Origin of the sequence: Saccharospirillum alexandrii, from assembly GCF_004000275.1 — a bacterium.
Taxonomy (GTDB): domain Bacteria; phylum Pseudomonadota; class Gammaproteobacteria; order Pseudomonadales; family Natronospirillaceae; genus Saccharospirillum; species Saccharospirillum alexandrii.
On the sequence record NZ_RCIP01000001.1, the window covers coordinates 301422 to 321481 of the forward strand.

General features: G+C 55.8%; 18 protein-coding genes. 11 read left to right on the forward strand and 7 right to left on the reverse strand.

Translation table 11 applies throughout. The features are described 5' to 3' along the window. Positions 1 to 11: 11 nt before the first annotated feature. The gene (locus EP166_RS01465; RefSeq protein ID WP_127555036.1) at positions 12 to 422 is read left to right on the forward strand and encodes an SEL1-like repeat protein; all 411 of its coding nucleotides are present in this window, start codon (positions 12 to 14) and stop codon (positions 420 to 422) included. Here the strand turns inward: EP166_RS01465 and EP166_RS01470 are convergent. The 4 genes from EP166_RS01470 to bcp all read right to left on the reverse strand — a co-directional run bounded on the left by EP166_RS01470 (position 385) and on the right by bcp (position 2958). After that, a complete protein-coding gene (locus EP166_RS01470; protein WP_127555037.1) occupies positions 385 to 1353 on the reverse strand; it encodes an asparaginase in 969 nt (322 codons plus the stop codon). The genes EP166_RS01465 and EP166_RS01470 overlap by 38 nt on opposite strands. 108 nt (positions 1354 to 1461) lie before the next feature. Next, on the reverse strand, positions 1462 to 1842 hold the full coding sequence (folX, locus tag EP166_RS01475) for a dihydroneopterin triphosphate 2'-epimerase (RefSeq protein WP_127555038.1): 381 nt from the start codon (positions 1840 to 1842) through the stop codon (positions 1462 to 1464). After that, positions 1839 to 2396 (reverse strand): GTP cyclohydrolase I FolE, encoded by a 558-nt coding sequence (folE, locus tag EP166_RS01480; RefSeq protein ID WP_127555039.1) that lies wholly within the window; start codon positions 2394 to 2396, stop codon positions 1839 to 1841. Before folE ends, folX begins: the two co-directional genes overlap by 4 nt. Before the next feature lie 85 nt (positions 2397 to 2481). Further along, complete coding sequence (gene bcp / locus EP166_RS01485) at positions 2482 to 2958, reverse strand: thioredoxin-dependent thiol peroxidase (protein ID WP_127555040.1); 477 nt, start codon at positions 2956 to 2958, stop codon at positions 2482 to 2484. A gap of 429 nt (positions 2959 to 3387) precedes the next feature. Here bcp and EP166_RS01490 point away from each other — a divergent pair, with 429 nt between their 5' ends. From EP166_RS01490 to EP166_RS01510, 5 genes are all read left to right on the forward strand, one after another. Continuing rightward, positions 3388 to 4863: a Wadjet anti-phage system protein JetA family protein gene (locus tag EP166_RS01490; RefSeq protein ID WP_127555041.1), complete on the forward strand. Its 1476-nt coding sequence runs from the start codon at positions 3388 to 3390 to the stop codon at positions 4861 to 4863. Then, a complete protein-coding gene (locus EP166_RS01495; protein ID WP_127555042.1) occupies positions 4856 to 5611 on the forward strand; it encodes a DUF4194 domain-containing protein in 756 nt (251 codons plus the stop codon). Before EP166_RS01490 ends, EP166_RS01495 begins: the two co-directional genes overlap by 8 nt. 2 nt (positions 5612 to 5613) lie before the next feature. After that, a complete protein-coding gene (locus EP166_RS01500) occupies positions 5614 to 9243 on the forward strand; it encodes an ATP-binding protein (RefSeq protein WP_127555043.1) in 3630 nt (1209 codons plus the stop codon). Positions 9244 to 9642: 399 nt separating this feature from the next. Beyond that, a complete protein-coding gene (upp, locus tag EP166_RS01505; protein ID WP_127555044.1) occupies positions 9643 to 10272 on the forward strand; it encodes a uracil phosphoribosyltransferase in 630 nt (209 codons plus the stop codon). A 176-nt stretch (positions 10273 to 10448) separates the two neighbouring features. Next, the gene (locus EP166_RS01510) at positions 10449 to 11162 is read left to right on the forward strand and encodes a winged helix-turn-helix domain-containing protein (RefSeq protein WP_127555045.1); all 714 of its coding nucleotides are present in this window, start codon (positions 10449 to 10451) and stop codon (positions 11160 to 11162) included. Positions 11163 to 11174: 12 nt separating this feature from the next. On the opposite strand, the gene EP166_RS01515 is transcribed toward EP166_RS01510, so the two are convergent. After that, entirely contained in the window at positions 11175 to 12161 is a 987-nt protein-coding gene (locus EP166_RS01515; RefSeq protein ID WP_127555046.1) for a class I SAM-dependent methyltransferase, read from the reverse strand. 350 nt (positions 12162 to 12511) lie between these two features. On the opposite strand from EP166_RS01515, the gene EP166_RS01520 reads away from it, so the two are divergent. Continuing rightward, complete coding sequence (locus EP166_RS01520; protein WP_127555047.1) at positions 12512 to 13147, forward strand: hypothetical protein; 636 nt, start codon at positions 12512 to 12514, stop codon at positions 13145 to 13147. Here EP166_RS01520 and EP166_RS01525 read toward each other — a convergent pair. Beyond that, positions 13141 to 13470: a hypothetical protein gene (locus EP166_RS01525; protein WP_127555048.1), complete on the reverse strand. Its 330-nt coding sequence runs from the start codon at positions 13468 to 13470 to the stop codon at positions 13141 to 13143. The genes EP166_RS01520 and EP166_RS01525 overlap by 7 nt on opposite strands. 677 nt (positions 13471 to 14147) lie before the next feature. Here EP166_RS01525 and EP166_RS01530 point away from each other — a divergent pair. The 4 genes from EP166_RS01530 (at position 14148) to EP166_RS01545 (ending at position 17520) form a co-directional block, all read left to right on the forward strand. Beyond that, on the forward strand, positions 14148 to 14984 hold the full coding sequence (locus EP166_RS01530) for a hypothetical protein (RefSeq protein ID WP_127555049.1): 837 nt from the start codon (positions 14148 to 14150) through the stop codon (positions 14982 to 14984). Positions 14985 to 15101: 117 nt separating this feature from the next. Next, positions 15102 to 15818, forward strand: a complete 717-nt coding sequence (gene tsaB / locus EP166_RS01535; protein ID WP_127555050.1) for a tRNA (adenosine(37)-N6)-threonylcarbamoyltransferase complex dimerization subunit type 1 TsaB — start codon at positions 15102 to 15104, stop codon at positions 15816 to 15818. 68 nt (positions 15819 to 15886) lie between these two features. Further along, positions 15887 to 16696 carry an undecaprenyl-diphosphate phosphatase gene (locus EP166_RS01540; RefSeq protein ID WP_342775575.1) on the forward strand — a complete coding sequence of 270 codons (810 nt, stop codon included), beginning with the start codon at positions 15887 to 15889 and terminating at the stop codon, positions 16694 to 16696. A 32-nt stretch (positions 16697 to 16728) separates the two neighbouring features. Next, positions 16729 to 17520 carry a class I SAM-dependent methyltransferase gene (locus EP166_RS01545; protein WP_127555051.1) on the forward strand — a complete coding sequence of 264 codons (792 nt, stop codon included), beginning with the start codon at positions 16729 to 16731 and terminating at the stop codon, positions 17518 to 17520. Here EP166_RS01545 and plsB read toward each other — a convergent pair. Next, positions 17517 to 19985, reverse strand: a complete 2469-nt coding sequence (gene plsB, locus EP166_RS01550) for a glycerol-3-phosphate 1-O-acyltransferase PlsB (protein ID WP_127555052.1) — start codon at positions 19983 to 19985, stop codon at positions 17517 to 17519. The genes EP166_RS01545 and plsB overlap by 4 nt on opposite strands. Between the last annotated feature and the right edge of the window lie 75 nt (positions 19986 to 20060).

Below are 20060 nucleotides of genomic sequence, written 5' to 3' on the forward strand. Positions count from 1 at the left end.
GAGGGAAAACAATGAACATACGACGTGATCAGCTGGGTTTCTGGTGCTTGAAACAGGTTTTTCATCAGCGCTGGTTAACCCGATACCGCTGGGTTCACGACCGGCTGATGCGCGGTTTCCGCCATTACGCCGACCGGGATCTGGCCGACGCCCAGGAGCTTTATGGTTTTCTGTTACTGCACCGGGGGTCGGATGTTGGTCATAAGGCCAGCGGGGCACGGTATTTAAGCCGCGTTGCCAGTGTTGACCGGCCCAAAGCCGCCTGGCAAATGCACCAGTGTTATCGCGATGGCAATGTGCCTGGCTTCTCCGCCGACGCCAGCCGGGCAGACCATTATTTAAGACTGGCTGCCGAAGGCGGTCACCCCCTAGCCTTGGATCACCTTACAGAGACTGCCACTCCCGCGCCCAGGGCTGAGTAAATCCTTCGACCACGTCGCTGGCACTGTTGTACTGGGAGCAGAGAATCTGCAACTTGGCCAGTACCGCTTCCAGCGGCATGCTGCCGCAGGCGACCGCCCCCACCTTGCTGAGCAGGCCGCTGGCTGCATACTGGCCCAGGTGTACTTCTCCGAACAGACACTGGCTGCGCACAAAAACGGGTATGGACTGATCGCTGGCTTTTTCCAGAATGCGCTCGAGCGCCGAATCGGTCATCACATTGCCACTGCCGTAGGTGTTCAGCACCAGGGCGCGGTAGTTCCGGTCGACCATGCTCATCAGGCCATCCATCGGCATGCCCGGGAACAGGGTCTGAACGCCCAGCGCCGAGGGGCGCCACGGCCGGTTAAGTTCCAGGCTGTTCGTGCCGGGTGGTTGTGACCAGAGACTGTCGGACCAGTTGGGCGTCATAAAGGCGCTGTCGGCGGCGGTATCGACCTTGCTCACCCGGCTGGCGGGCAGGCAGCGGCCGTTGAATGCAACAAACACTTCGGGCTGTTGTCGCGTCAGAATATCGAGCGCCAGGGTCAGGTTGCCAAAGCCATCGCTGCTTGCCTGGATCAAAGGGCGCATGGCACCGGTGATGACCACCGTTTTGCCCGTTCCAGCCAGCAGAAAACTCAGTGCGGCGGCACTGTAGGCCAGGGTGTCGGTACCGTGAATAATCAGCACGCCGTCACAGTCTGCACTGATGATCTGATCGCGCAGCTCATACCAGTGGCCCGGGCGGATGTCCGATGAGTCGATCAGCGGTTGCCATTCCTGCCAGCTCAGGTTGTGCTCTTGCCAGGCAACCAGACGATCATCACTGAGCAGTGTGGATTTCAATAACCCCGGTTGAGGCGCCAGGCCCGAGGGAGTTTCTGCCATACCGATGGTGCCACCGGTATTGATGATTAGGTAATGCGCCATGCCTGCCAAGCCTCTGATCAGTGGATAGTGAGGGGTGCTGCCTCAAAAAAACGCGCTATCAAACCATTGATCAGGGAGGCTTGCAAATGCAATGCAGCCCCCTGATGGCTACTGTGCCTGGCGGGTGGCGGAAAGTGAGATTGATACCGACTCGGCAAACCGCAAGGCGTGAGGTTTGTCGATCTCCACCTCAGCGAAACGGACTTCCTTATGCTCCATGATCAGCGCCAGGACCTCGTGAGTCATGCGTTCGAGCAGCAGGAACTGGTTGTCTTCAACAAAGGCAATGATTTGCTTGGTAATCACCCGGTAGTTCAGCGTGTCTTCGATCTCGGTCGAGTGAATGGCATCGCTGGCGTCGAATCGAATGGTAATGTTGAGCAGAATGTCCTGCTTGTTTTTTATTTCTTCTTCTTTGATGCCCACATAGGTGCGCAGACGCAGATCCTTGATACGGATACAGGCTTCAGTGTTTTCGTGAATCATCATCGACGTCCCAGCAAGGTTAGGAATTCATTGCGTGTATTTTGCGACTTGCGAAAACTGCCCAGCATCACCGATGTCGTGGTTTTCGACTGCTGTTTCTCAACGCCGCGCATCATCATGCACAGATGCTGCGCCTCCAGAACCACACCGACACCGGCCGCACCGGTTACCTCGAGCACGGCATTGGCGATCTGCTTGGTCAGTTGCTCCTGAATCTGCAACCGGCGCGCAAACATGTCGGTAATGCGCGCAAACTTGCTTAACCCCAGCACCTTGCCCTGCGGAATGTAGGCGATGTGCGCCTTGCCAAAAAAGGGCAGCATGTGGTGCTCGCACAGCGAATAGAACTCGATATCCTGTACCAGCACCATTTCATCGGTATCCGCGGTGAAAACCGCGCCATTGGTAACAGTGTCGAGATCCAGAGAGTAGCCAGCCGTCAAAAATCGAATGGCTTTCGCCGCCCGTTCCGGCGTGTCGAGCAGGCCATCGCGAGATGGATCTTCCCCGAGATCGTTGATCAGGGTTTGGTATAGCTTGGGCAGGGTGTCAGTCATGTAACCGCTCTAGTAAATACAGACTGCCAGTATACGACAGTCTGCTGGCCTTGGATGATTGAAGTGCGCTATCGATGTGCCAGACTCAAAGGCTGTCCAGAACAGCCAGTACATCATCGTGATGGCTCTTAGTCTTAACCTTCTCCATCACGTGGGCCAGTTTACCTTCTTCATCAATGATAAAGGTGATGCGGTGTATGCCATCGAACTCTCGACCCATGAATTTTTTCAGGCCCCAGACACCGAATTTGTCGGCAATGCTGTGGTCTTCATCGCTGAGCAGATCGAAATTCAGGGATTCCTTTTCAATAAACTTGACCAGTCGCTTGGGCGCATCCGGGCTGATGCCCAGGGCGACGGCGTTGCGTTTTTCCAGTTCTGCCTTGCTGTCGCGCAGGCCGCAGGCCTGGGTGGTGCAGCCGGGAGTCATCGCTTTGGGGTAAAAATACAGAATCACCTTCTTGCCGCGATAATCCTTGAGTGACACGGTTTCTTCGTTTTGGTTAACGGTTGTGAACTCTGGCGCGGGGGCGCCGGTTTTGGGGAGGTTTAAGGTGCTCATAGTTGAATGTCCTGTAGTCGTATACCGGTTTGTAGCGCATAAGATCGGATTTAATACGCCGATAATTGGTGCTATGGATTCGTTAATCATCGCATGGCTGAAGTAACCACGGACTGAGTGACTGCTGCCGGGTCGACCTATCCGGGGAAGTCTGCAGCATGGATGCTGCAGTCTAGGCCCCGTGGATTGGGTTGAGTGGGCGGCATCCCGCCCGACCCTGGATAGGTCGACCCGGTGGCTGGCACGGCTTGCAGGCACTTACTGTGGGGTGAGATACGTAGCCACAGTCTAATAATAGGGCCTCAGTAGAGGGCTTCAACCAGTGGCCGACTTCCCCAGTGTTTGACCCGGTTTGTGACTGTCGAAACCGCCCGATTTAAGGTATCCTCACTGCCCCGGTGAGGCCACCTTCAACGCATTGATTTTCTTATGTTTTTCGAGAATGAACGCAATCAGTTTTTCCGACCGATGACCGGTAAATACCGGGCTCAGCTGGTTGAATGTCTGACCGAGCTGTACCGGCGACTCTACAGCAGCTCCAGTGCCGACTATGGCCATGCTCTGTCGCGGGATGATGTGGTCGACACTTTTCAGGGAGCACTGGTGCGTGCGCCGGAGATGGCCACCGACGATGGTGACCGGGAGGGACGCTTCCGCACCAGCCGGGATCAGGCCGTCTGGTCGCTGAACACGCTGGTCGAGCATGGCTGGCTGGAAAAACAAGTCGATGAAGCCACCCTGCAGAGCACCTTCAACTTCAGCCGGCGCGGCCGCCAGTTCACCGAGCCGTTTGTTGCCGGGGACTTGGACCAGATTCGCACCCGCCATCGCAACACCCGCAACGTCCGTAACGCCTTGCAGGCGTTTTTGGAGCGTGGTGAAGTGTACGACGTGCTCGACGCCTGGGAGTACTCGGAGCGGATTATCAGCGATTTTACCGACATTATTGCCGAGCTAGACGAGCGAAAGCGGGCGCTGGTGCGGGAAATGGAAAGCCAGGTCATGATCCAGCGCGTCAGCCAGGACTTTTTCGACTTCATGGAAAAACGCTTCCAGCCGGACCTGTCCATACGGCTGAGCGCCGATAACGTCGAAAAGTACCGCGACGATATCGCCACCTGCATTCGCCAGATTCGCGCCCAGGACCGCAGCTTCAAAGCCCGTGCCGAGCGCCGCTTGCGCGAATTGTTGCCCGATCAGGTTCAGGAAGGGCAGAGCCTGCTCTGGTCTGTGCTCGACAACATCGAAAGCCGGCTAAAAGCCGCCAGCGACATCATGGTGCCGGCCCTGCGCCGTGCTCTGCAGGGGTTCACCAAGCGGGCTGATATCATCATTCGCCAGATCAGCTACCTGGCCAGCCAACAACATAACGACGTGGTCAAGGTGTGCCAGCGCCTGAGCCAGCTGGATGCCGCCGATCGGGATGCCGGCCTATCGCGGGCGGGTGCCGCCATGTCGGTCACCCGGGTTGGCTTTATCGACCCGGGGAGTGTGCGCATGCACGCTGCCCGAACCCGGCGTCACTTCGCCATGGACGTCACCGAAGACAACCAGGACGACTTCGACACCGAAGCGCGCAAGGAACTCTATGTGCAGCAGGTGTTGGACCAGGCTTTCCTGATCAACGACAACCGGGTTCGCAACTATCTGATCAACCAGCTCAGCCGGGGCGAAACCGTCTCCACCGCCGATCTGCCCGTTGAGACGGCCGACGACTTGCTGGCATTGGCGCACGCCATTGAAGTCGGCGCAGCCAGCTCACTGTCGTCCGATTATCGCTTTATCGTCGAGTGGACCGGTGATTCGGTTGCCTCGGAATACTTTGAATCCCAGGATAACTTCAGCATCCGGCTCGAGCCCCAGCGCACGAGCGATGTTCCCGAACAGGAGTCAGACCATGTTTGATGATCTCGATCACCGGCTCGAAACCGCTGGTTTCAGTCGTCAGGAATACAGCGAACTGCTGATTCGGTTGCTCGATTATGGGGTGATTTGCCGGGATGAAAGCCAGATTGAACAGCAGCTGTACGATCGCTATTTGCGTCTGGAAGGACAGGTGCAGGATTATCTGGAACTGATCGGGGTTCAAATTCAGCACGATCGCCGCTTCAACTTCGTGCGTCTGTTCCCACCCGGCGCCGAAGTGCCTGGATTGGACGACAGCGGCGAAGGGCCCTTCAACCAGGGGTTCCGGGTGCGCCTTAATCAACAGGAGGTGGCGCTGGTGTTGGTATTGCGCAGCCTCTACGACCGCGCCCTGCGTGAAGGCCAGGTCGACGACAATGGCTGCGTGCTGGCCTCGCTCGAAAACATCACTATCTCCTTGCGCAATCTGCTGAAGCGGTCACTGCCCGACAACGTCACCGAGCGCAAACACCTGTTCAAGCGTCTGCGCCAGTTACGATTGATTCAACTGAGCCAGGACGACGCCTTAGACAGCGGCGACTTCTGGGTGCGCATTCGCCCTATGATCATGAGCTACGTCTCCGATGACGTGCTCGGCGCTTTGCTTGAAGGAACGGAATTGCCCGACACAGCCGGCCCATCGGCGGCTGACAATAGCCCGGAAGAAAGCGACGCAGATGAAGACATTCAACACCTGGATCGCATTACTGTGACTGACCCCACTGCCTCCGTTTTTGCACAGGACTGACCATGTTTTTAAAAAAATTCATCTACGTAAACTGGGGCAATATTCCGCTGCTGGAATTCGATTTCGGGCCAATCAACCTGCTCAGTGGCGGTAACGGTTCCGGCAAGACAACGGCCGCCGATGCGCTGCAAACCATCATGACCGCCGCGCATGATACACTGTTTCATTTTAACCCGGGGCAAGACGAGGCGACGCAGCGCGGCCGCGGCAAACAGGTACGCACGCTAGCCTCTTATGTGCTGGGATGTGATGACGGCTCCTACGCTCGGCCGGATGGTGCCGTCGGCTACCTGGCCGCCGTGTTTCACCCCACAGAGGGTGAGCCGGCCGAGCCTTTTACCGCCATAATCGGTGCCAGTGCCTTTCTCGACAAAGCCGGCAGTCAGCCGATCGCCCGGCTGGGCGACATCAGCTATATGATTGCTCCGGGCGAGCAACTGAGCCAGTCAGATTTCGTCATCGAAGGCGATACGGGCCGCAGCGTGGTAAAGCTGGATGCCCTGGTTGGCCGCTTAAAAGCACAGACCGTTTCGATAGAAAAGTACGACACCAAAAAACAATATCTACGCCGTTTTTACGCCGCCATTAGAGGCCGTAACGATGCCGTCAGTGAACGCGAAGCGATGAACGCCGCACGCGCTTTCTCCCGGTTTATGGCCTACAAACCAGTGAAAGGCATCAACACCTTTGTAGCCCAGGAAATTCTGGAACAAAAGGATCTGGGTGAAGCCATTCGCACTGTGTCCGACCTGATGAAAACCATCAGCGGCATGGAAGCCGAAGCCAACCGACTGAAAAATACCATTGACCGGCTGACTACGTCGCGGGCTCACAGTGACCGCTACATCGACCAGTGGCTCGACTACAACCTGGCCGATTACATCGCCGCTAAATCCCGCTTTGTGAACGACCAGAAACGCTACCTGACCGCCAAGCAGGAGCAACAAAATCTGTTGCAGCAACGCGATACCGTGCAGTCTGATCTGGATGTCGCCGAGCAGCGCCGGGACCAGTCACACGAGCAGCTGGTGTCGCTGGAAGCGCAGCGTCGGGGCGTGGGCGCGCTGCAGGACAAAGACAAGTTTGAAACCCAGGCCGAGCAGTGCAAGAAAACCCTAACGCAACTGGCAACCCCCTTGTTGAAGCAAGACGACGCTCTGCAACGTAGCCTGAAAGCCAGCGCCCAGATCCAGCAAAGCCTGTTGAAAACCAGCCTGGCGACCGAGCTTCCGGAGTTGGCTGGCAAACAACTCGGGCAACTGAGCAAGTCGGTCATGCAACAGTCGGACAGCCCCGTCGACTTTCGCAGTCTGATGAACCGCGACTGGATTGACTTGTCGCCGCTGGAACAGCATCTGGACGATGTCATTGCCCAGCAAAGTCTGATGAACCAGTGGCGTGAAGCCTGGTTTAGCGATGGCTGGTCGAGTACGGGTGTCAGTCTGCGCGATCAGTTACAGCGCGTGCAGGACCGGCGGGAACAGAAACTCGCCCAGATCCGCCAGTCGATCAGCCGCAAGCAGCAGGACATCGACAGCCTCGAAGGCCAGCAACTGAACTACCCCTATCACGTGCGCACCGCGCTGGAAGCGATTCGTCGGGAACTGCCCCAGGCCGACCCGCGTGTGCTGTGCGACCACGTCGAGATTCGCGACCCGAAATGGCAGTCGGCACTGGAAGGTTATATTGGCGGTGCCCGCTTTGCGATTCTGGTAGAAGCCAAATACGAGGCGGACGCCATTCAAATTGTGCGCAACCTGCCCAAGGATAACCGCGCCCGGGTCATTCAGGGCAGCAAGGCCCGCCAGGATGCCGAACGGGTCACCTTGCCCGCCAATTCGGTGGTCCACCTGATGGAGTTCGATCATTCCGTAGCGCGCGCCTACTTAACCGCAAGCTACGGCCTGGTTGAGCAATGCGAAGACGCCGAGGCGTTGAAAAAGACCCGTCGCGGGGTGACTCATCAGGGCCTCGGCAGCGGCGCCTACGCGATGTATCGCTGTGACATGCCTGTCTCGGACCTGGTGTTCGGGCAGGGTGCGCGCGAGCGCGCCATGGCCGCCAAGAAAGACGAACTGATGACCCTGGCTCAGCAAGCCAACGACTGGCAAACCCAGGTGCAGGAAGTCAGCGCGCTCTACCAGTCGGTGAACCAACTGGCGCATCTGAACCATGCCGATTTAATGCGTGACATGCTCGAAGCCCAGCGTGCCTTGCGCATGGCCGAGCAGGCGCTGACCTCACTGGATCTGAGCGACGCCCAGGGCCTGGAGGACGAGTACCGGGAAGTCAGTGAACAGCTGAAAGCACTGGATGCGCGCATTCGCGAATTGATCGAACGCAAGGGCAGTTTGGGCGAGCGCATCGAGACCCTGTCGCGCCAGTGCAAGGCCCTCAGTGATCAGCAGGAAACCACGGAATTGCACAGCGAGCGTAAGGAAAATTACCTGCGCGATCTGGTCAGCGTGTGGCCTGAATTTGATGTCGAAGCACGGCTCGAAGAAGCCGATGCAGCGGCCGAGACCGCCGATGCCGATACCCAGGAAAACCTGCGCAAATCACTGGAAAGTGAGCTCAATGCCCGCGCACACGAATTGGAACAGTTGCTTAAGGATCACAACCAGGATTGTCAGCCACAGGATGCCATCGCACTCGACCTGAACTACAGCGAACTGCACAGCGCCGATTTCTTCAAGGGCATCGTGTCGCTTCGCCGCCAGGTCGACCAGGTGCACAACCGCCTGAAGAACAACATTCTGGTCGAAAAAGTCGACAACCTGGGTGCGCTCAAAGACAGCTTCAACAATGCATTTGTCACCAACCTGTGCCACGCCATTTATCAATCGATCAATGATGGTAAGCGAGTACTTGAAGATCTGAACGCCGAGCTTGAACACCACCGGTTTGGCGCCGACCGCGAACGTTACTGGTTCGATTGGGACTGGGTGCCGGAATACCGGGAGTACTGGCACTTCTTCGATGAAGTAATCAAAAGCCCATCGCTCGGCGAAGGGCAAACCCTGTTCGATACCGAATTGAGCACTCGTTCAGCCCAGGTCCGCGACCAGTTGATGGAGATGTTGCTCGATGACGATGAGCAAAGGGCCCTGCGCGAGCTGGAGCGGATATCCGATTACCGTAATTACCGTAATTACGAAATCTACAAGCAACCGGAAGGCAAGCAACCGATCGCGCTGAGCCAATACGGCACCGGCTCCGGCGGTCAGCTGGAAACCCCGGCCTACATCATCCGGTCGGCGGCCATCACCTCGGCCTTCCGCTTTAACGAAGGCGATTCGCACCTGCGCATGGTGCTGGTGGATGAAGCTTTCTCCAAAATGGATGAAACTAGATCCAAAGAGGTCATTCGCTATCTGACCGAATCCCTCGGATTGCAATTGTTGTTCATTATGCCGACCAGTAAATCCGGACCCTTTATGGACATGATTTCCAATCAGTTTGTATTCTCCAAGGTGCCGCTGGCCCAGGGTAACCGGGTAGGGCAATTGAATACCCGTGTGCTGGTCGACCGGCAAAAATGCAATCAGGATAAAATCCGGACACTCTGGGCCAACCACCGCAAGGTGATCCGGCAACAGGCCGAACTGGATTTCATGGCAGACATTGAATAAATAAGGCAAGTTCGGAGGTCAATTGTTCCTCGGTGCCAGGAGTCCGTGTCAGGCACCGGGTATACCCGGCACCTGGCACTCACTAGGTTGCGTGCTCCAAAATTTGAATGAATATTACGGTAAATCCACCCGATTGGGCGCCTTACTTTAGTTACTCAAGTTTCGGAGTTTGCTGGCAAAGGGTTAGCACCGGTTGCCAGGTAGGGCTATCGAGGGTGGTCCGCAGCAGGGATGCTGCGGTCCAGGCCCCATGGATGGGTTTACGCCGACCCTCGATAGCCCTACCTGGTAGCCGGTGCGGGCGACTGGCAACATTGTCAACCTCGAACTCCGAAGTTTGACTACTATACAGTCCAGCGGTTTAACGGGTAGCGGCAATAGGCGGCTAAGGAACTATAAATGGCAATACATGAAATTACACACCCACTGATTCAGCATAAACTGGGTTTGATGCGCGAAGCGGGCATCAGTACCAAGCACTTCCGGGAACTGGCCGGTGAAGTTGGCAATTTGCTGACCTATGAAGCGGGACGGGAGCTTGAAACCGAGACCGTTGAAATCGAAAGCTGGACCGGTTTGCCCTTGAAGGTGCAACGGATTAAGGGCAAAAAAATTACGGTGGTCCCTATTTTGCGAGCCGGGCTTGGCATGCTTGATGGGGTTATGCAGCTTATTCCCAATGCCAAAGTCAGTGTTGTCGGGCTGTACCGGGATGAAGAAACGCTGGAACCGGTGCCGTATTTCGATAAGGTCATCGAAGATGTCGAAGACCGGACAGCATTGATTGTTGACCCCATGCTGGCAACCGGGGGCACATTGATTGCCACGATTGAATTGTTGAAAGCCAAAGGGTGCAAGCGAATTATGGGTTTGTTCCTGGTTGCGGCGCCGGAAGGCATTGAGACCGTTCTGAACGCCCACCCGGATATCGATCTCTATGTGGCCTCCGTAGATGACCGCCTGAATGATCAGGGTTATATTATTCCTGGCTTGGGCGATGCGGGTGACAAGATATTCGGGACGCGCTGAGAACGGCTTGCCAAACCGGTGATGACCATTTAATTTGCTGCAAAACTGGAAATAGAGTCTAAAGTAGGGGGTGTGGCAGGCCGAGTCCTCGCCGGAGGCAGTTGGTGGCACCGGACGAGGCAGGCACCTAATATCAGCCTGACGGAGTCAGTGCTGTGGGATATCGGGCTAAAATCATGCAAAAACAGCGTTTGTTAATTGTTGACGACAATCTCGACTATGCACGCAAGCTTAGGGACTACCTTGCGAGCAATGAATACGATGTTGATGTGGAATCCGATTCATCCGTCGCCTTGCGCCGAATACGGGACGAGCAACCCAGTGTGGTGCTGATCGAAGTCGATTTGCATGGGGACAGTGGCCTCACCGTGTGCAAGCTGAGCCGAAAGGAGTTCAAAGGCGGCATTATCCTGTTAAACGACACGGCCGATGAACTCGATCAGGTACTCGGGCTGGACCTGGGTGCCGATGATTACCTGCTAAAGTCGGCTTCGCACCGGTTAATTCTGGCGCGCTGCCAGGCCCTGATGCGACGCTCGGATCGTGCCCGTGTAGCCGAGATACCCGCCAAGACCGAGCGACTTCAGTTCGGCGACCTGATCATCGACAACACCATGCGTGAAGCCTGGCTGGGCAGCTCCACCATCGACCTGACCAGTGCCGAATTCGACCTGCTGTGGCTGCTTTCCAGCCACGCAGGGCAGATTCTAACGCGTGAAGAAATATTCAACCGCTTGCGTGGCATTGAATACGACGGTCAGGACCGGTCGGTGGACGTGCGCGTATCGCGCATCCGCCCCAAAGTCGGGGATGATCCCGAACACCCCCGCCGCATCAAAACCGTGCGCAGCAAAGGTTATTTGTTTGTGGGGGAGGTATTCAAGCACTGACCCGGTTTCAGATTACTTGCGTTTCGCCCGGTACACCTTGAACCCGCGACCGTGGGCCATCTCTTCAACCATGCCAACCGTCGCTGGCAGGCATGACTGGTAATCCAGAAACTCATTGGCAACCCACCAGAGGGTGCCACCGGATACCAACCAGTCGGCACTGGCCCTGAATAACGCTTCACTGGCTTCGTAGTGCGTGCGAATGCCGGTATGGAAGGGTGGGTTGGTGATGATGGCGTTGAAACGGGTTCGATCCAGTTGTGCCAGCCCATCCGACCAAACCACCCGGTAGCGATCGTCGGTCGCCACCCTGGCCAGGTTTTGCTCGGTGGAACAAACCGCCAGCCAGTCGATATCCAGAGCCGTGACGGTGACTTGCTCAGAGCGGCCCAACAGCGCCTGGGAAATGACACCACTGCCACACCCAAAATCCAGACAGTGGCCTTTCATGACGGGCAGAACACTCAGCAATAGGTCGGTGCCTTTGTCGAGGCGGTTCTGGCTGAATACCCCGGGAGCGGCTTGTAACAGCTGGCCCTGATAGTCAAATTCAGTCCAGTTAGGCGCCTCTGGCAAGGCGGCACCGGGCGTGATATGCAATTGGTGCAGCACGCAATGCCTGGCGCTGTCCCATTTTTCGGTTTCTGCCCAATCGAGCACGCGCTTGGGCAGGCTTTTTATGCCACCCTTGTTCTCGCCGACCACCCAGACCTGGCAATGAGGATGCTGCTTCACGAAACGGACGATCCGATGCAGCCACCAAGCCAGGCGTTCTTTGGCTTTGGGATAGAACAGAACGATGCCTTCTGTCTGTTCTGGCCAGTCATCGTCGGCCGCCAAAGTATTCAACCCGGGTGTGTTGAACACACTGCGGTCCAGACAAACAGCCTGATCGGACGTTTTGATCAGTCCGTTGCCCTCAGGCGCATCAAGCCAGAGAACGTTGAGCGCGGAGAAATGAGTCTGGTGCCGTTCAAGCAGTTGCCAGCTTGGGTGCATAAGTGATCGGTCCTTAAAAACGCAGAGTTTAGCAAACTAGTGATGGCCAGGGACAGGCTCATGAGCGGGCGGTTTGGTTGGTGCAGTGCTCGAAATCGACTATGGTCGTCGCAAAAGGTGAGCGTAAAAAAACGGACACCGGGGAAGATGTCCGTATAAACATGGGGCTGGGCCCACATGGGAGTAGTCACCATACTGCTGCTACCAACAGTCTCTGAAGTATAGTGACTGCCTCAGGATTCGCAGGCTTTATATAGAATTAATGCGTTCTAAACTTAAGCTTTTTAACTACCAACCGACCTATTTGCCGGGGCGCGTCATAGACGGTTGTGTCATAACAGGGTGGATACATGGTTAAACTGAGCAAATTAGCGGGCATTGCCGTTTTTCTGGCGCTGGGTGTCATGCCCGTTGTTGGCCACGGTTACGGTACCGTCGGCCACGCCAGCCAGCAATTGCGGCTGCTCGCGTCCGAATTGATTCGGCCCGCCCTAAACCGGCAGGCACTGACCGTCAGTGTGCCCGATCTGCCCTTTGTGATTCTCGATACCGAACCACAGAGATTGCGACAGCAGCTGGATGTTCTGGTTGCCGAGGGCCTATTGCAGCGTGAAGCCGTTGTCGCTGAACAACGGGAATTAACCACCCAGGGGTGGGTAACGCGTAATACAGCAGGGGTACAGTATTTACCGGTCGCCGGGGTGTTGCATCCGACCATCCGCTATGGCGAAGCAGAGCTGCTTCGCCTGGGGGAGATAACGCTCGACCCACAACCCGGAGGCGATACTCAGGCTCGGATCAGTTTTACCTGGCAAGTGGACAACCTCGCCGAGTGGGTATGGGCACCGGTTTTTGATAGCGACGCACGCCTGACCCGTATAAAAGCGAGTGCGGAAACGCCCATACCGGGGTCGGCTGAACTGGTATGGGACCCGCTGGCGCAGGGCTGGACATTGAATGAACTGGTCGCCTTTCCGGTTCAGTGACCCGGGTGGGCCTTACACAGTCGCTGATTCAACTGAAATATGGCCGCCTTTAATGCCGTCGGCATCAACAGCGCATTCAGTGTCGGTTCCTCGGCCAGCAAGGCTTGGATGACCTGAACCAAAATATCTGACCAGTCATCCGCGATAAAGCACTCCGGTGGCAATTCATGCAGTGCATCCATCAATAGGCCTTTCATTTCCGGCATGCGGCGCTGCGCGCACTCGTTAAATGCCAGGCTGACGATCATATCGGCCACCTGATGCCTGCGCAGAAAAACGAGGGATGGCGCCGGCGCTTCGGTCGCGGCATGGTAACCAGTCATTGACAGCCTCCTGTTTCGACTCAACGACCCGTCAAGCTACGCCGGTGCTGGGCATCCGGCAATGCATAACCTTGGGGAGAGGGTGTGTACAAGATGTCAATAACTCAGAGTGAGTGAATGCTCACAGGGCAGGCCTTGAGCGTTCTGGCCAGACTCTTTGTGTATCTTTGTAACTAACTGGGATGAAGAAACATTCGAGTCAGTGGGGGTGTAGATCCGTCGTTGGGAGCGAGCAAAGGAGACAGCGACGACCGGGTTTGTTGCTTGATTGGCCATGGCTTCGAATGGCTGACCGAGCGTTTTCCCTCAGGGCATTTTGCGATTCGGCAAAAATAGACGGCTATCGGAAACCTGAGCGTTGACGTAAACCCAAAATATAAGGAAGACAATGCGATAGATATCGTCACGTCGAATAGTTTTTATACGTGAATTACTCCGGCGCGTTTATCGGATAAAGCAGTGAGTTATTCAATTCTTTCTTTAACCCGACAATCCATAAAGGTGTAATTGGACAGGCTGTCGAATTAACAGGCGATGAAATTAAGACTGACTAAAATGGTTTTTCCCGGTTTTGCGAAAATTATGCGGTAAAAAATGTTCTTAATATCACTTTTTGTTAAATTATAGTTTGCATCTTTAAGGGCATCTGACTAAATTAGCGTTATTGAATTGCTCTTTTGGAATGCGTTTTCATTCCAGATGCCAAAGTAATAAATGAGAAGGAGATACCCATGGCTGTTGCCAAAAAGAAAACCGCCGCCAAGCGTGGCCCAAAGCCCGGTGCAAAACGCACTGCCAAAAAATCAGTAGCGCGTAAGACACCTGCCAAGAAAACCACTGCTAAAAAGGCACCTGCCAAGAAAGCAGCGGCCAAGAAAGCGCCGGGTCGTCCTCGTGCGGCAGCAACGGTCACTGCCTCTGCAGTCAATACAGCCGTTGTCTCGGCCGCCAAGAAGCTCGATAAAGCCGAAGCCGATTTGGTGAAAGCGCAAGCCAAACTGGATGCAGCTGCAGCCAAAAAGGCCACCGCTAAAACCAAGGTTGCAACGGTTAAGTCTGCTGCGGCTAAGCGTGCGCTGGATACAGCCATAGCCCAGGAAAAGGCAGCTAAAGAAGCCGTTGCCAAATTGAAGCAGGCCGTAAAAGCGGCGAAGTTCGATCATAAGGTTGCTGAAATCGAAGCTCAGGCTGAAGAGCTGAAAGCCAAGGTTGAACTGAAAGCGGCCGAATTCGAGATGAATCTGACTGCCAAGCAGGAAGAAGATCTGGCGAAAGAAATCGCCAAATTCGAGTCCAAGTGGCGCCAGGCACGGGTCCGTAAGGATGCCAAGAAATTGAAAGCTTTCCGCGCCAAAGAAGAAGCCAAGAGCAAGGCAGCGGCACGCAAAATCAAGGCAAAGGTCAAGTCACTTGCCAAGAAAGAAGCGGCCAAGCAAAAGCCAGGCCCCAAAAAGCGCGGTCGTCGGCCAGGTCCGGGTCGTCCGCCAAAGGCGAAAGCCGCTGCAGCAAGCTGAGCAGCGATGCCTTTCTGACCTGAAGAAAGACTGAAAAAGCCACCGTAAGGTGGCTTTTTTGTATTCTGAGGGTGCTATTCACTGTGTTAAACTCCCGGTTTTTCAGGGGTCGATCCTATGACACGATTACTGGCCATCGATACGACGGGTGATTACTGTTCACTGGCGTTGAAAGACGGAGACCGTGTTTTACAGTGTCACCAGAATCTGCCAAGGCAGCATGCACGCCAAGTACTGCCGTTACTCGACCAATTATTTGCCGAATCCGGTTGGGCGAGAACCAGCCTGGATGCCGTTGTATACGGGCGTGGCCCCGGCTCTTTTACCGGCATTCGTATCGCAGCCGGTATTGCTCAGGGCATTGCTCTGGGCGCCGACTGTGGCGTCATTCCGGTCAGTACGTTGCAGACACTGGCCATGGAGGCTTCCTCTGCCGAACCCGATGCCAGCCAGATCTGGGTTGCGCTCGATGCGCGCATGCGCGAGCTTTATGTTGCCCGTTATCAGGTAGTGCAAGGCTTGCCTGTGCTGCAGGGCGACGAATCACTGTTGTCGCCCGACCAATTGCCCGAGCCACCAGCCATGGAAAACCGGTCGGCTTTTCGTTTGGCGGGTAATGGCTGGCAAACAGACTATGGGTTCAGCGATGCCTGGGTAGCTTGCCTGGCGCAACAAGTGCAAAGCCTGAGATTACCCAGAGCGATCTGGGCTGCTGAACTGGCCTTGGCGTTGCTGCAACGAGACCCCACTGTGAGCGTTGCCCCTGAGCTTGCCCTGCCAGTGTATTTGCGCGACAAAGTAACCTGGGACAACAAGCCCAAAGTTGGCGAGTAGCCGGTTTTATTTTAGCTTCGACCGTCTTCGGTGCTCGAGGTGGTCTTTAACACATTAGGGATGCATACATGTTGTCTGAGCTGCAAATCATCGTTCTGGCTCTGATTCAGGGAATTACCGAGTTTCTACCCATTTCCAGCTCAGCTCACCTGATATTACCATCTCAGCTACTGGGTTGGCCCGATCAGGGGTTGGCTTTCGATGTCGCAGTGCATGTCGGTTCTCTGCTGGCAGTGCTCTGGTATTTTCGCGCCGATGTTGGCCGCATGCTGTTGCACTGGAGCTTGCATTTGGCGCGACGCCCACACGATGCCAGCGAACGGACGCTGGCCTGGTGGATTATTCTGGCAACCCTTCCTGCGGTGATATTTGGCTATCTGTTTCAGGACCAAATCGAGACTCACTTACGCAGTATTCTGGTGATCGCCATCACCACCAGTCTGTTCGGTGCAGCCTTGTGGTGGTCGGACGTTGGCGTGGCAGAGACGCGAACCCTAGGCCAGTTGAACTGGAAACATACGCTGTTGATTGGATTGGCGCAGGCCGTCGCGCTGATACCGGGAACGTCGCGCAGCGGTATCACCATGACTGCCGCCATGGCGCTCGGTTATGGCAAAAAAGACGCGGCCCGGTTCAGTTTTTTGTTGTCCATACCGCTGATTTTTGCGGCTGGTGTGCTGAAAACCGTCAGTTTGATTCAGCAACCGGATCTGGTGTACTGGAACCAGCTGTTCATAGGATCCGTGCTCTCCTTTATCAGTGCCTATGCCTGCATTGCGCTGTTTCTGACGTGGATTGAGCGAATTGGCTTTTTCCCGTTTGTGCTTTATCGCTTTGTGCTGGGCGGCGTATTGTTTTTTATCTATTTTTCACTGTGATTCGATACCTGCAGCGGTACAGCCAATAACCTATGACCGAACTCACGCACTGGATAGACCTTTACATCGAAGCGGGTGAGTCCGGTAAGCTGGCGGCCCCGCAGACGGAACCTCAACTGGCCGCCCTGTGCCGAACGGTGACGACGCGACCAACCGGACTTTATCTGACCGTTGTTGAGGGTGCCCTGGGCTTGGCCAGCGGTGAAGCACCAAAGCAGCATCCCGTCAGTGTCGATTTTATCAGTGGCGCAGCGCGGCATCGTCAACAATATGGAGGGGGTCGGTCTCAGGCCATCGCCCGAGCTGTCGGCCTGCATCAGCGCAAAGATCTGCTGGTTCTGGATGCCACGGCGGGCCTCGGTCGAGATGCCTTTGTGCTCGCCAGCCTGGGCGCGACGGTTATGATGCTGGAGCGACACCCCGTCGTACGGCTGTTATTGAGTGACGGTCTGGAACGGGCTCGCAGCAGCGGCGACCCCCTGTTTGACCGAATGAGCCTGCTCTCAGGCACGCTGGATAGCCATGCGAACACGGTATCTCCCGATGTCGTGTATCTGGATCCGATGTTTCCCGAACGCCGCAGCAAAGCGGCGGTTAAAAAAGACATGGCGCTGTTTCATTCCCTGGTAGGTGCCGACGAGGATGCGGATGCCTTACTGGCACCCGCTTTGGCCTGTGCGCAGCGTCGGGTGGTGGTAAAACGCCCGAGGATTGCGCCTCCGCTGGCCGGAAAAGCTCCCGGAATGGTGCTTGCCGGTAAAAGCAGTCGCTTCGACATCTACCCGCTCAGGTCCATCGCGCAAGGCGACGACCCGGCGACTTAATGGCTGCGTTTTTCGTCGCCTTCGCGCAGCCCGGTTACTTGCATGATTGAGTACAACACCTGAGCAGGCACCACGCTGTCAGAGGCCAGTACAATGTTCAGGATGCGGTCATCGAATTCCAGACAATGCTGATCATTGACCGTGATTGCCTGGCGGGCTTTCAGGGTCTGCAGGAAATTTTTGAACAGGGCCTTGTCAAAAAACTCTGGGGCATTCAAGCCATTGAGTACTGACAGACGCTGTGCCATCTGTTGCGATTGATTTTCCACTTCGGTACTGGTTGCCTCGCCCGAACCGGCGCGAATCAGTACGGCCAACGTCAGCAGATAGCGCTCCAGTGTCGGCACCATGATGGCGGCCAGCAGTTCAAGTTTCAGCCGGCTGGCGGTGCCCATCAGGGAAGCAAACCAGCGATCGTCCTGGCAATGAATCAGGCCGGCCTGGTGAAAGAAATCGATCCAGACTGGCACCTGATGCTGGGCTTCCTCGGCGCTGGGTGCGAGAAACAGTTCGCTTTGCAAATAGGGGTAAATCAGGCCCACTCGCTCTCTGAGCTTGTCGAGGCTGATGCCCTGTCCCTGCCCGAGCAGCGCAGCAACCAGTGCCGGAATGGCGTAGAGGTGCTGGACGTTGTTGCGGTAGTAGGCCATCAGTACAGCGTTCTGACTGTCCAGGCCAAACAGGTCACCCAGTTTCTGGGGGATACGGCGCAACATGCCCATTTGCTCGGTATAGTCGACCCATTGTTTGGCATCGCCTTCCGGTAGGGTGATGTGGGTATCGTAAGGCAGGTGTTTTTGCAGATCCGTTAACAACGTTAATTGTTGCCGTAACAGTTCTCCATCCATCGCTTGTCGGGGGGTGGCCAGCAGTGTCAGGGCAACCAGGTTGATCGGGTTAAGAGCAGCGGCTGAATTGATGCGGGTGACCACCGTGCGAGACAGCTCATCGACAAAAGGCACCATCCAGCTTGGCCGGTCGTCTGGTCCGTAGCTGTGTTGATCCCAACCGGGCTGAAGCGTGGACAGCAGGGTGTTCAAGTGCAGTGGCTCACCTATGTTCAGGAAAACCTGTCCGTAATTTTTCAGTCGACGCACGGATTTGACCAGATCAAACAGATTTTCTTTTTTCTTTTCCTGACCCTGCAGTTCACCGAGGTAGGAACGAGATTCGAACACTTTTTCGTAGCCGATGTAGATCGGAATAAAAACGATGGGCCGGCTGTGATCCCGCAAATGGCTACGCACGGTCATTGCCAGTGTTCCCGTCGCCGGAGAACGCATCCGGCCAGTGCGTGAGCGGCCACCTTCCACAAAGTACTCTACCGGATAGCCCCGGGAGAACACCGAGTGCATGTATTCGTTGAAAACGGCCGTATAGAGTTTGTCACCACCGAATTTGCGACGAATAAAAAAGGCCCCGCCACGTCGCAGCAAGGCGCCAACAACCGGCATGTTCAGGTTTTCGCCAGCCGCGATGTGAGGCACGTTCAAGCCCTGATAATAGAGGGTGTAGCTCAACAACAGATAGTCGAGATGGCTTCGGTGGCAGGGCACATAGACGATCTCGTGGTCTTCAGCCAGCTTCTTGACCGGGTCAAGGCCATTGACCTGTACACCGTTGAAAATTTTATTCCACAGCCAGGTCAGAATAACATCGAGAAAACGGATAACGTTGTAGGAGACGTCAGCCGCGATGGTATTGGCGTGCTTCTGAGCCAAACGTTGTGCTTTTTCACGGCTGATGCCCTTGGCCGCTGCATGGTTTTCGATGGCTTTTCGAACCGGAGCCGTATGCAGCAGGTGACTAACCAGCACGCGCTTGTGAGACAGGTCTGGCCCGATGACTGCCGTGCGGACACGGCGAAAATGCACGCGTAATACCCGGGCGACCTTGCGGCTGGCAATATCGGTATCTGGTTCATCGTTTACCAGTTGGCGTAATGACACCGGTTCATTAATTTCAAAATAGGTGTTGCGACCGTTAATCAGCACGGTAAACAACTTTCTAATGCGGCCGGCGAGATTCCAGTTCGAGCTGAACAGCACCTTGAGCAGGTTATCGCTTTTGCGTGCACCGCGGCCCCAGAACAGGGCAACTGGCACCAGCAGAATATCCTCGTCGGGGTTTTCCGTCAGGTAATTCAGCATGGGCTGGATGAGCGGTGCGACACCGCTGCGATGTCGCCTCAGCACAGACCGCCGCGCATGAATGCAGATCAACGGTCGGCTGCCTTCAAGGCCCGGTAATTTAAGGCGTCGCGACAGATCAGGTAACCCCAGCTTACGGCACTGATGGTCGAGCACCATGGCGTCGGCGGTGGACTGTTGTTCCAGCACATAAACCACTGGCGTGGCCTGGGTGAGGGCATTTAAGTCTACCCGGGCGGGTTTGTTGTCGGTTCTGACCCATAAAAACAAGACGCTTTGAACACAGCGACTGATCATATCGAGCAACGAACGCATAGTGGGGCACCTGCCTGCCAGAATGTAGTGGCGCTAGTTTACCTCAACCCAGGCAAAAACGCAGAACCGCCCGCT

Coding starts and splice junctions, on each gene's coding strand:
- EP166_RS01465 (WP_127555036.1), top strand. CDS start 12: ATGAACATACGACGTGATCAGCTGGGTTTCTGGTGCTTGAAACAGGTT.
- EP166_RS01470 (WP_127555037.1), bottom strand. CDS start 1,353: ATGGCGCATTACCTAATCATCAATACCGGTGGCACCATCGGTATGGCA.
- folX (WP_127555038.1), bottom strand. CDS start 1,842: ATGATGATTCACGAAAACACTGAAGCCTGTATCCGTATCAAGGATCTG.
- folE (WP_127555039.1), bottom strand. CDS start 2,396: ATGACTGACACCCTGCCCAAGCTATACCAAACCCTGATCAACGATCTC.
- bcp (WP_127555040.1), bottom strand. CDS start 2,958: ATGAGCACCTTAAACCTCCCCAAAACCGGCGCCCCCGCGCCAGAGTTC.
- EP166_RS01490 (WP_127555041.1), top strand. CDS start 3,388: ATGTTTTTCGAGAATGAACGCAATCAGTTTTTCCGACCGATGACCGGT.
- EP166_RS01495 (WP_127555042.1), top strand. CDS start 4,856: ATGTTTGATGATCTCGATCACCGGCTCGAAACCGCTGGTTTCAGTCGT.
- EP166_RS01500 (WP_127555043.1), top strand. CDS start 5,614: ATGTTTTTAAAAAAATTCATCTACGTAAACTGGGGCAATATTCCGCTG.
- upp (WP_127555044.1), top strand. CDS start 9,643: ATGGCAATACATGAAATTACACACCCACTGATTCAGCATAAACTGGGT.
- EP166_RS01510 (WP_127555045.1), top strand. CDS start 10,449: ATGCAAAAACAGCGTTTGTTAATTGTTGACGACAATCTCGACTATGCA.
- EP166_RS01515 (WP_127555046.1), bottom strand. CDS start 12,161: ATGCACCCAAGCTGGCAACTGCTTGAACGGCACCAGACTCATTTCTCC.
- EP166_RS01520 (WP_127555047.1), top strand. CDS start 12,512: ATGGTTAAACTGAGCAAATTAGCGGGCATTGCCGTTTTTCTGGCGCTG.
- EP166_RS01525 (WP_127555048.1), bottom strand. CDS start 13,470: ATGACTGGTTACCATGCCGCGACCGAAGCGCCGGCGCCATCCCTCGTT.
- tsaB (WP_127555050.1), top strand. CDS start 15,102: ATGACACGATTACTGGCCATCGATACGACGGGTGATTACTGTTCACTG.
- EP166_RS01540 (WP_342775575.1), top strand. CDS start 15,887: ATGTTGTCTGAGCTGCAAATCATCGTTCTGGCTCTGATTCAGGGAATT.
- EP166_RS01545 (WP_127555051.1), top strand. CDS start 16,729: ATGACCGAACTCACGCACTGGATAGACCTTTACATCGAAGCGGGTGAG.
- plsB (WP_127555052.1), bottom strand. CDS start 19,985: ATGCGTTCGTTGCTCGATATGATCAGTCGCTGTGTTCAAAGCGTCTTG.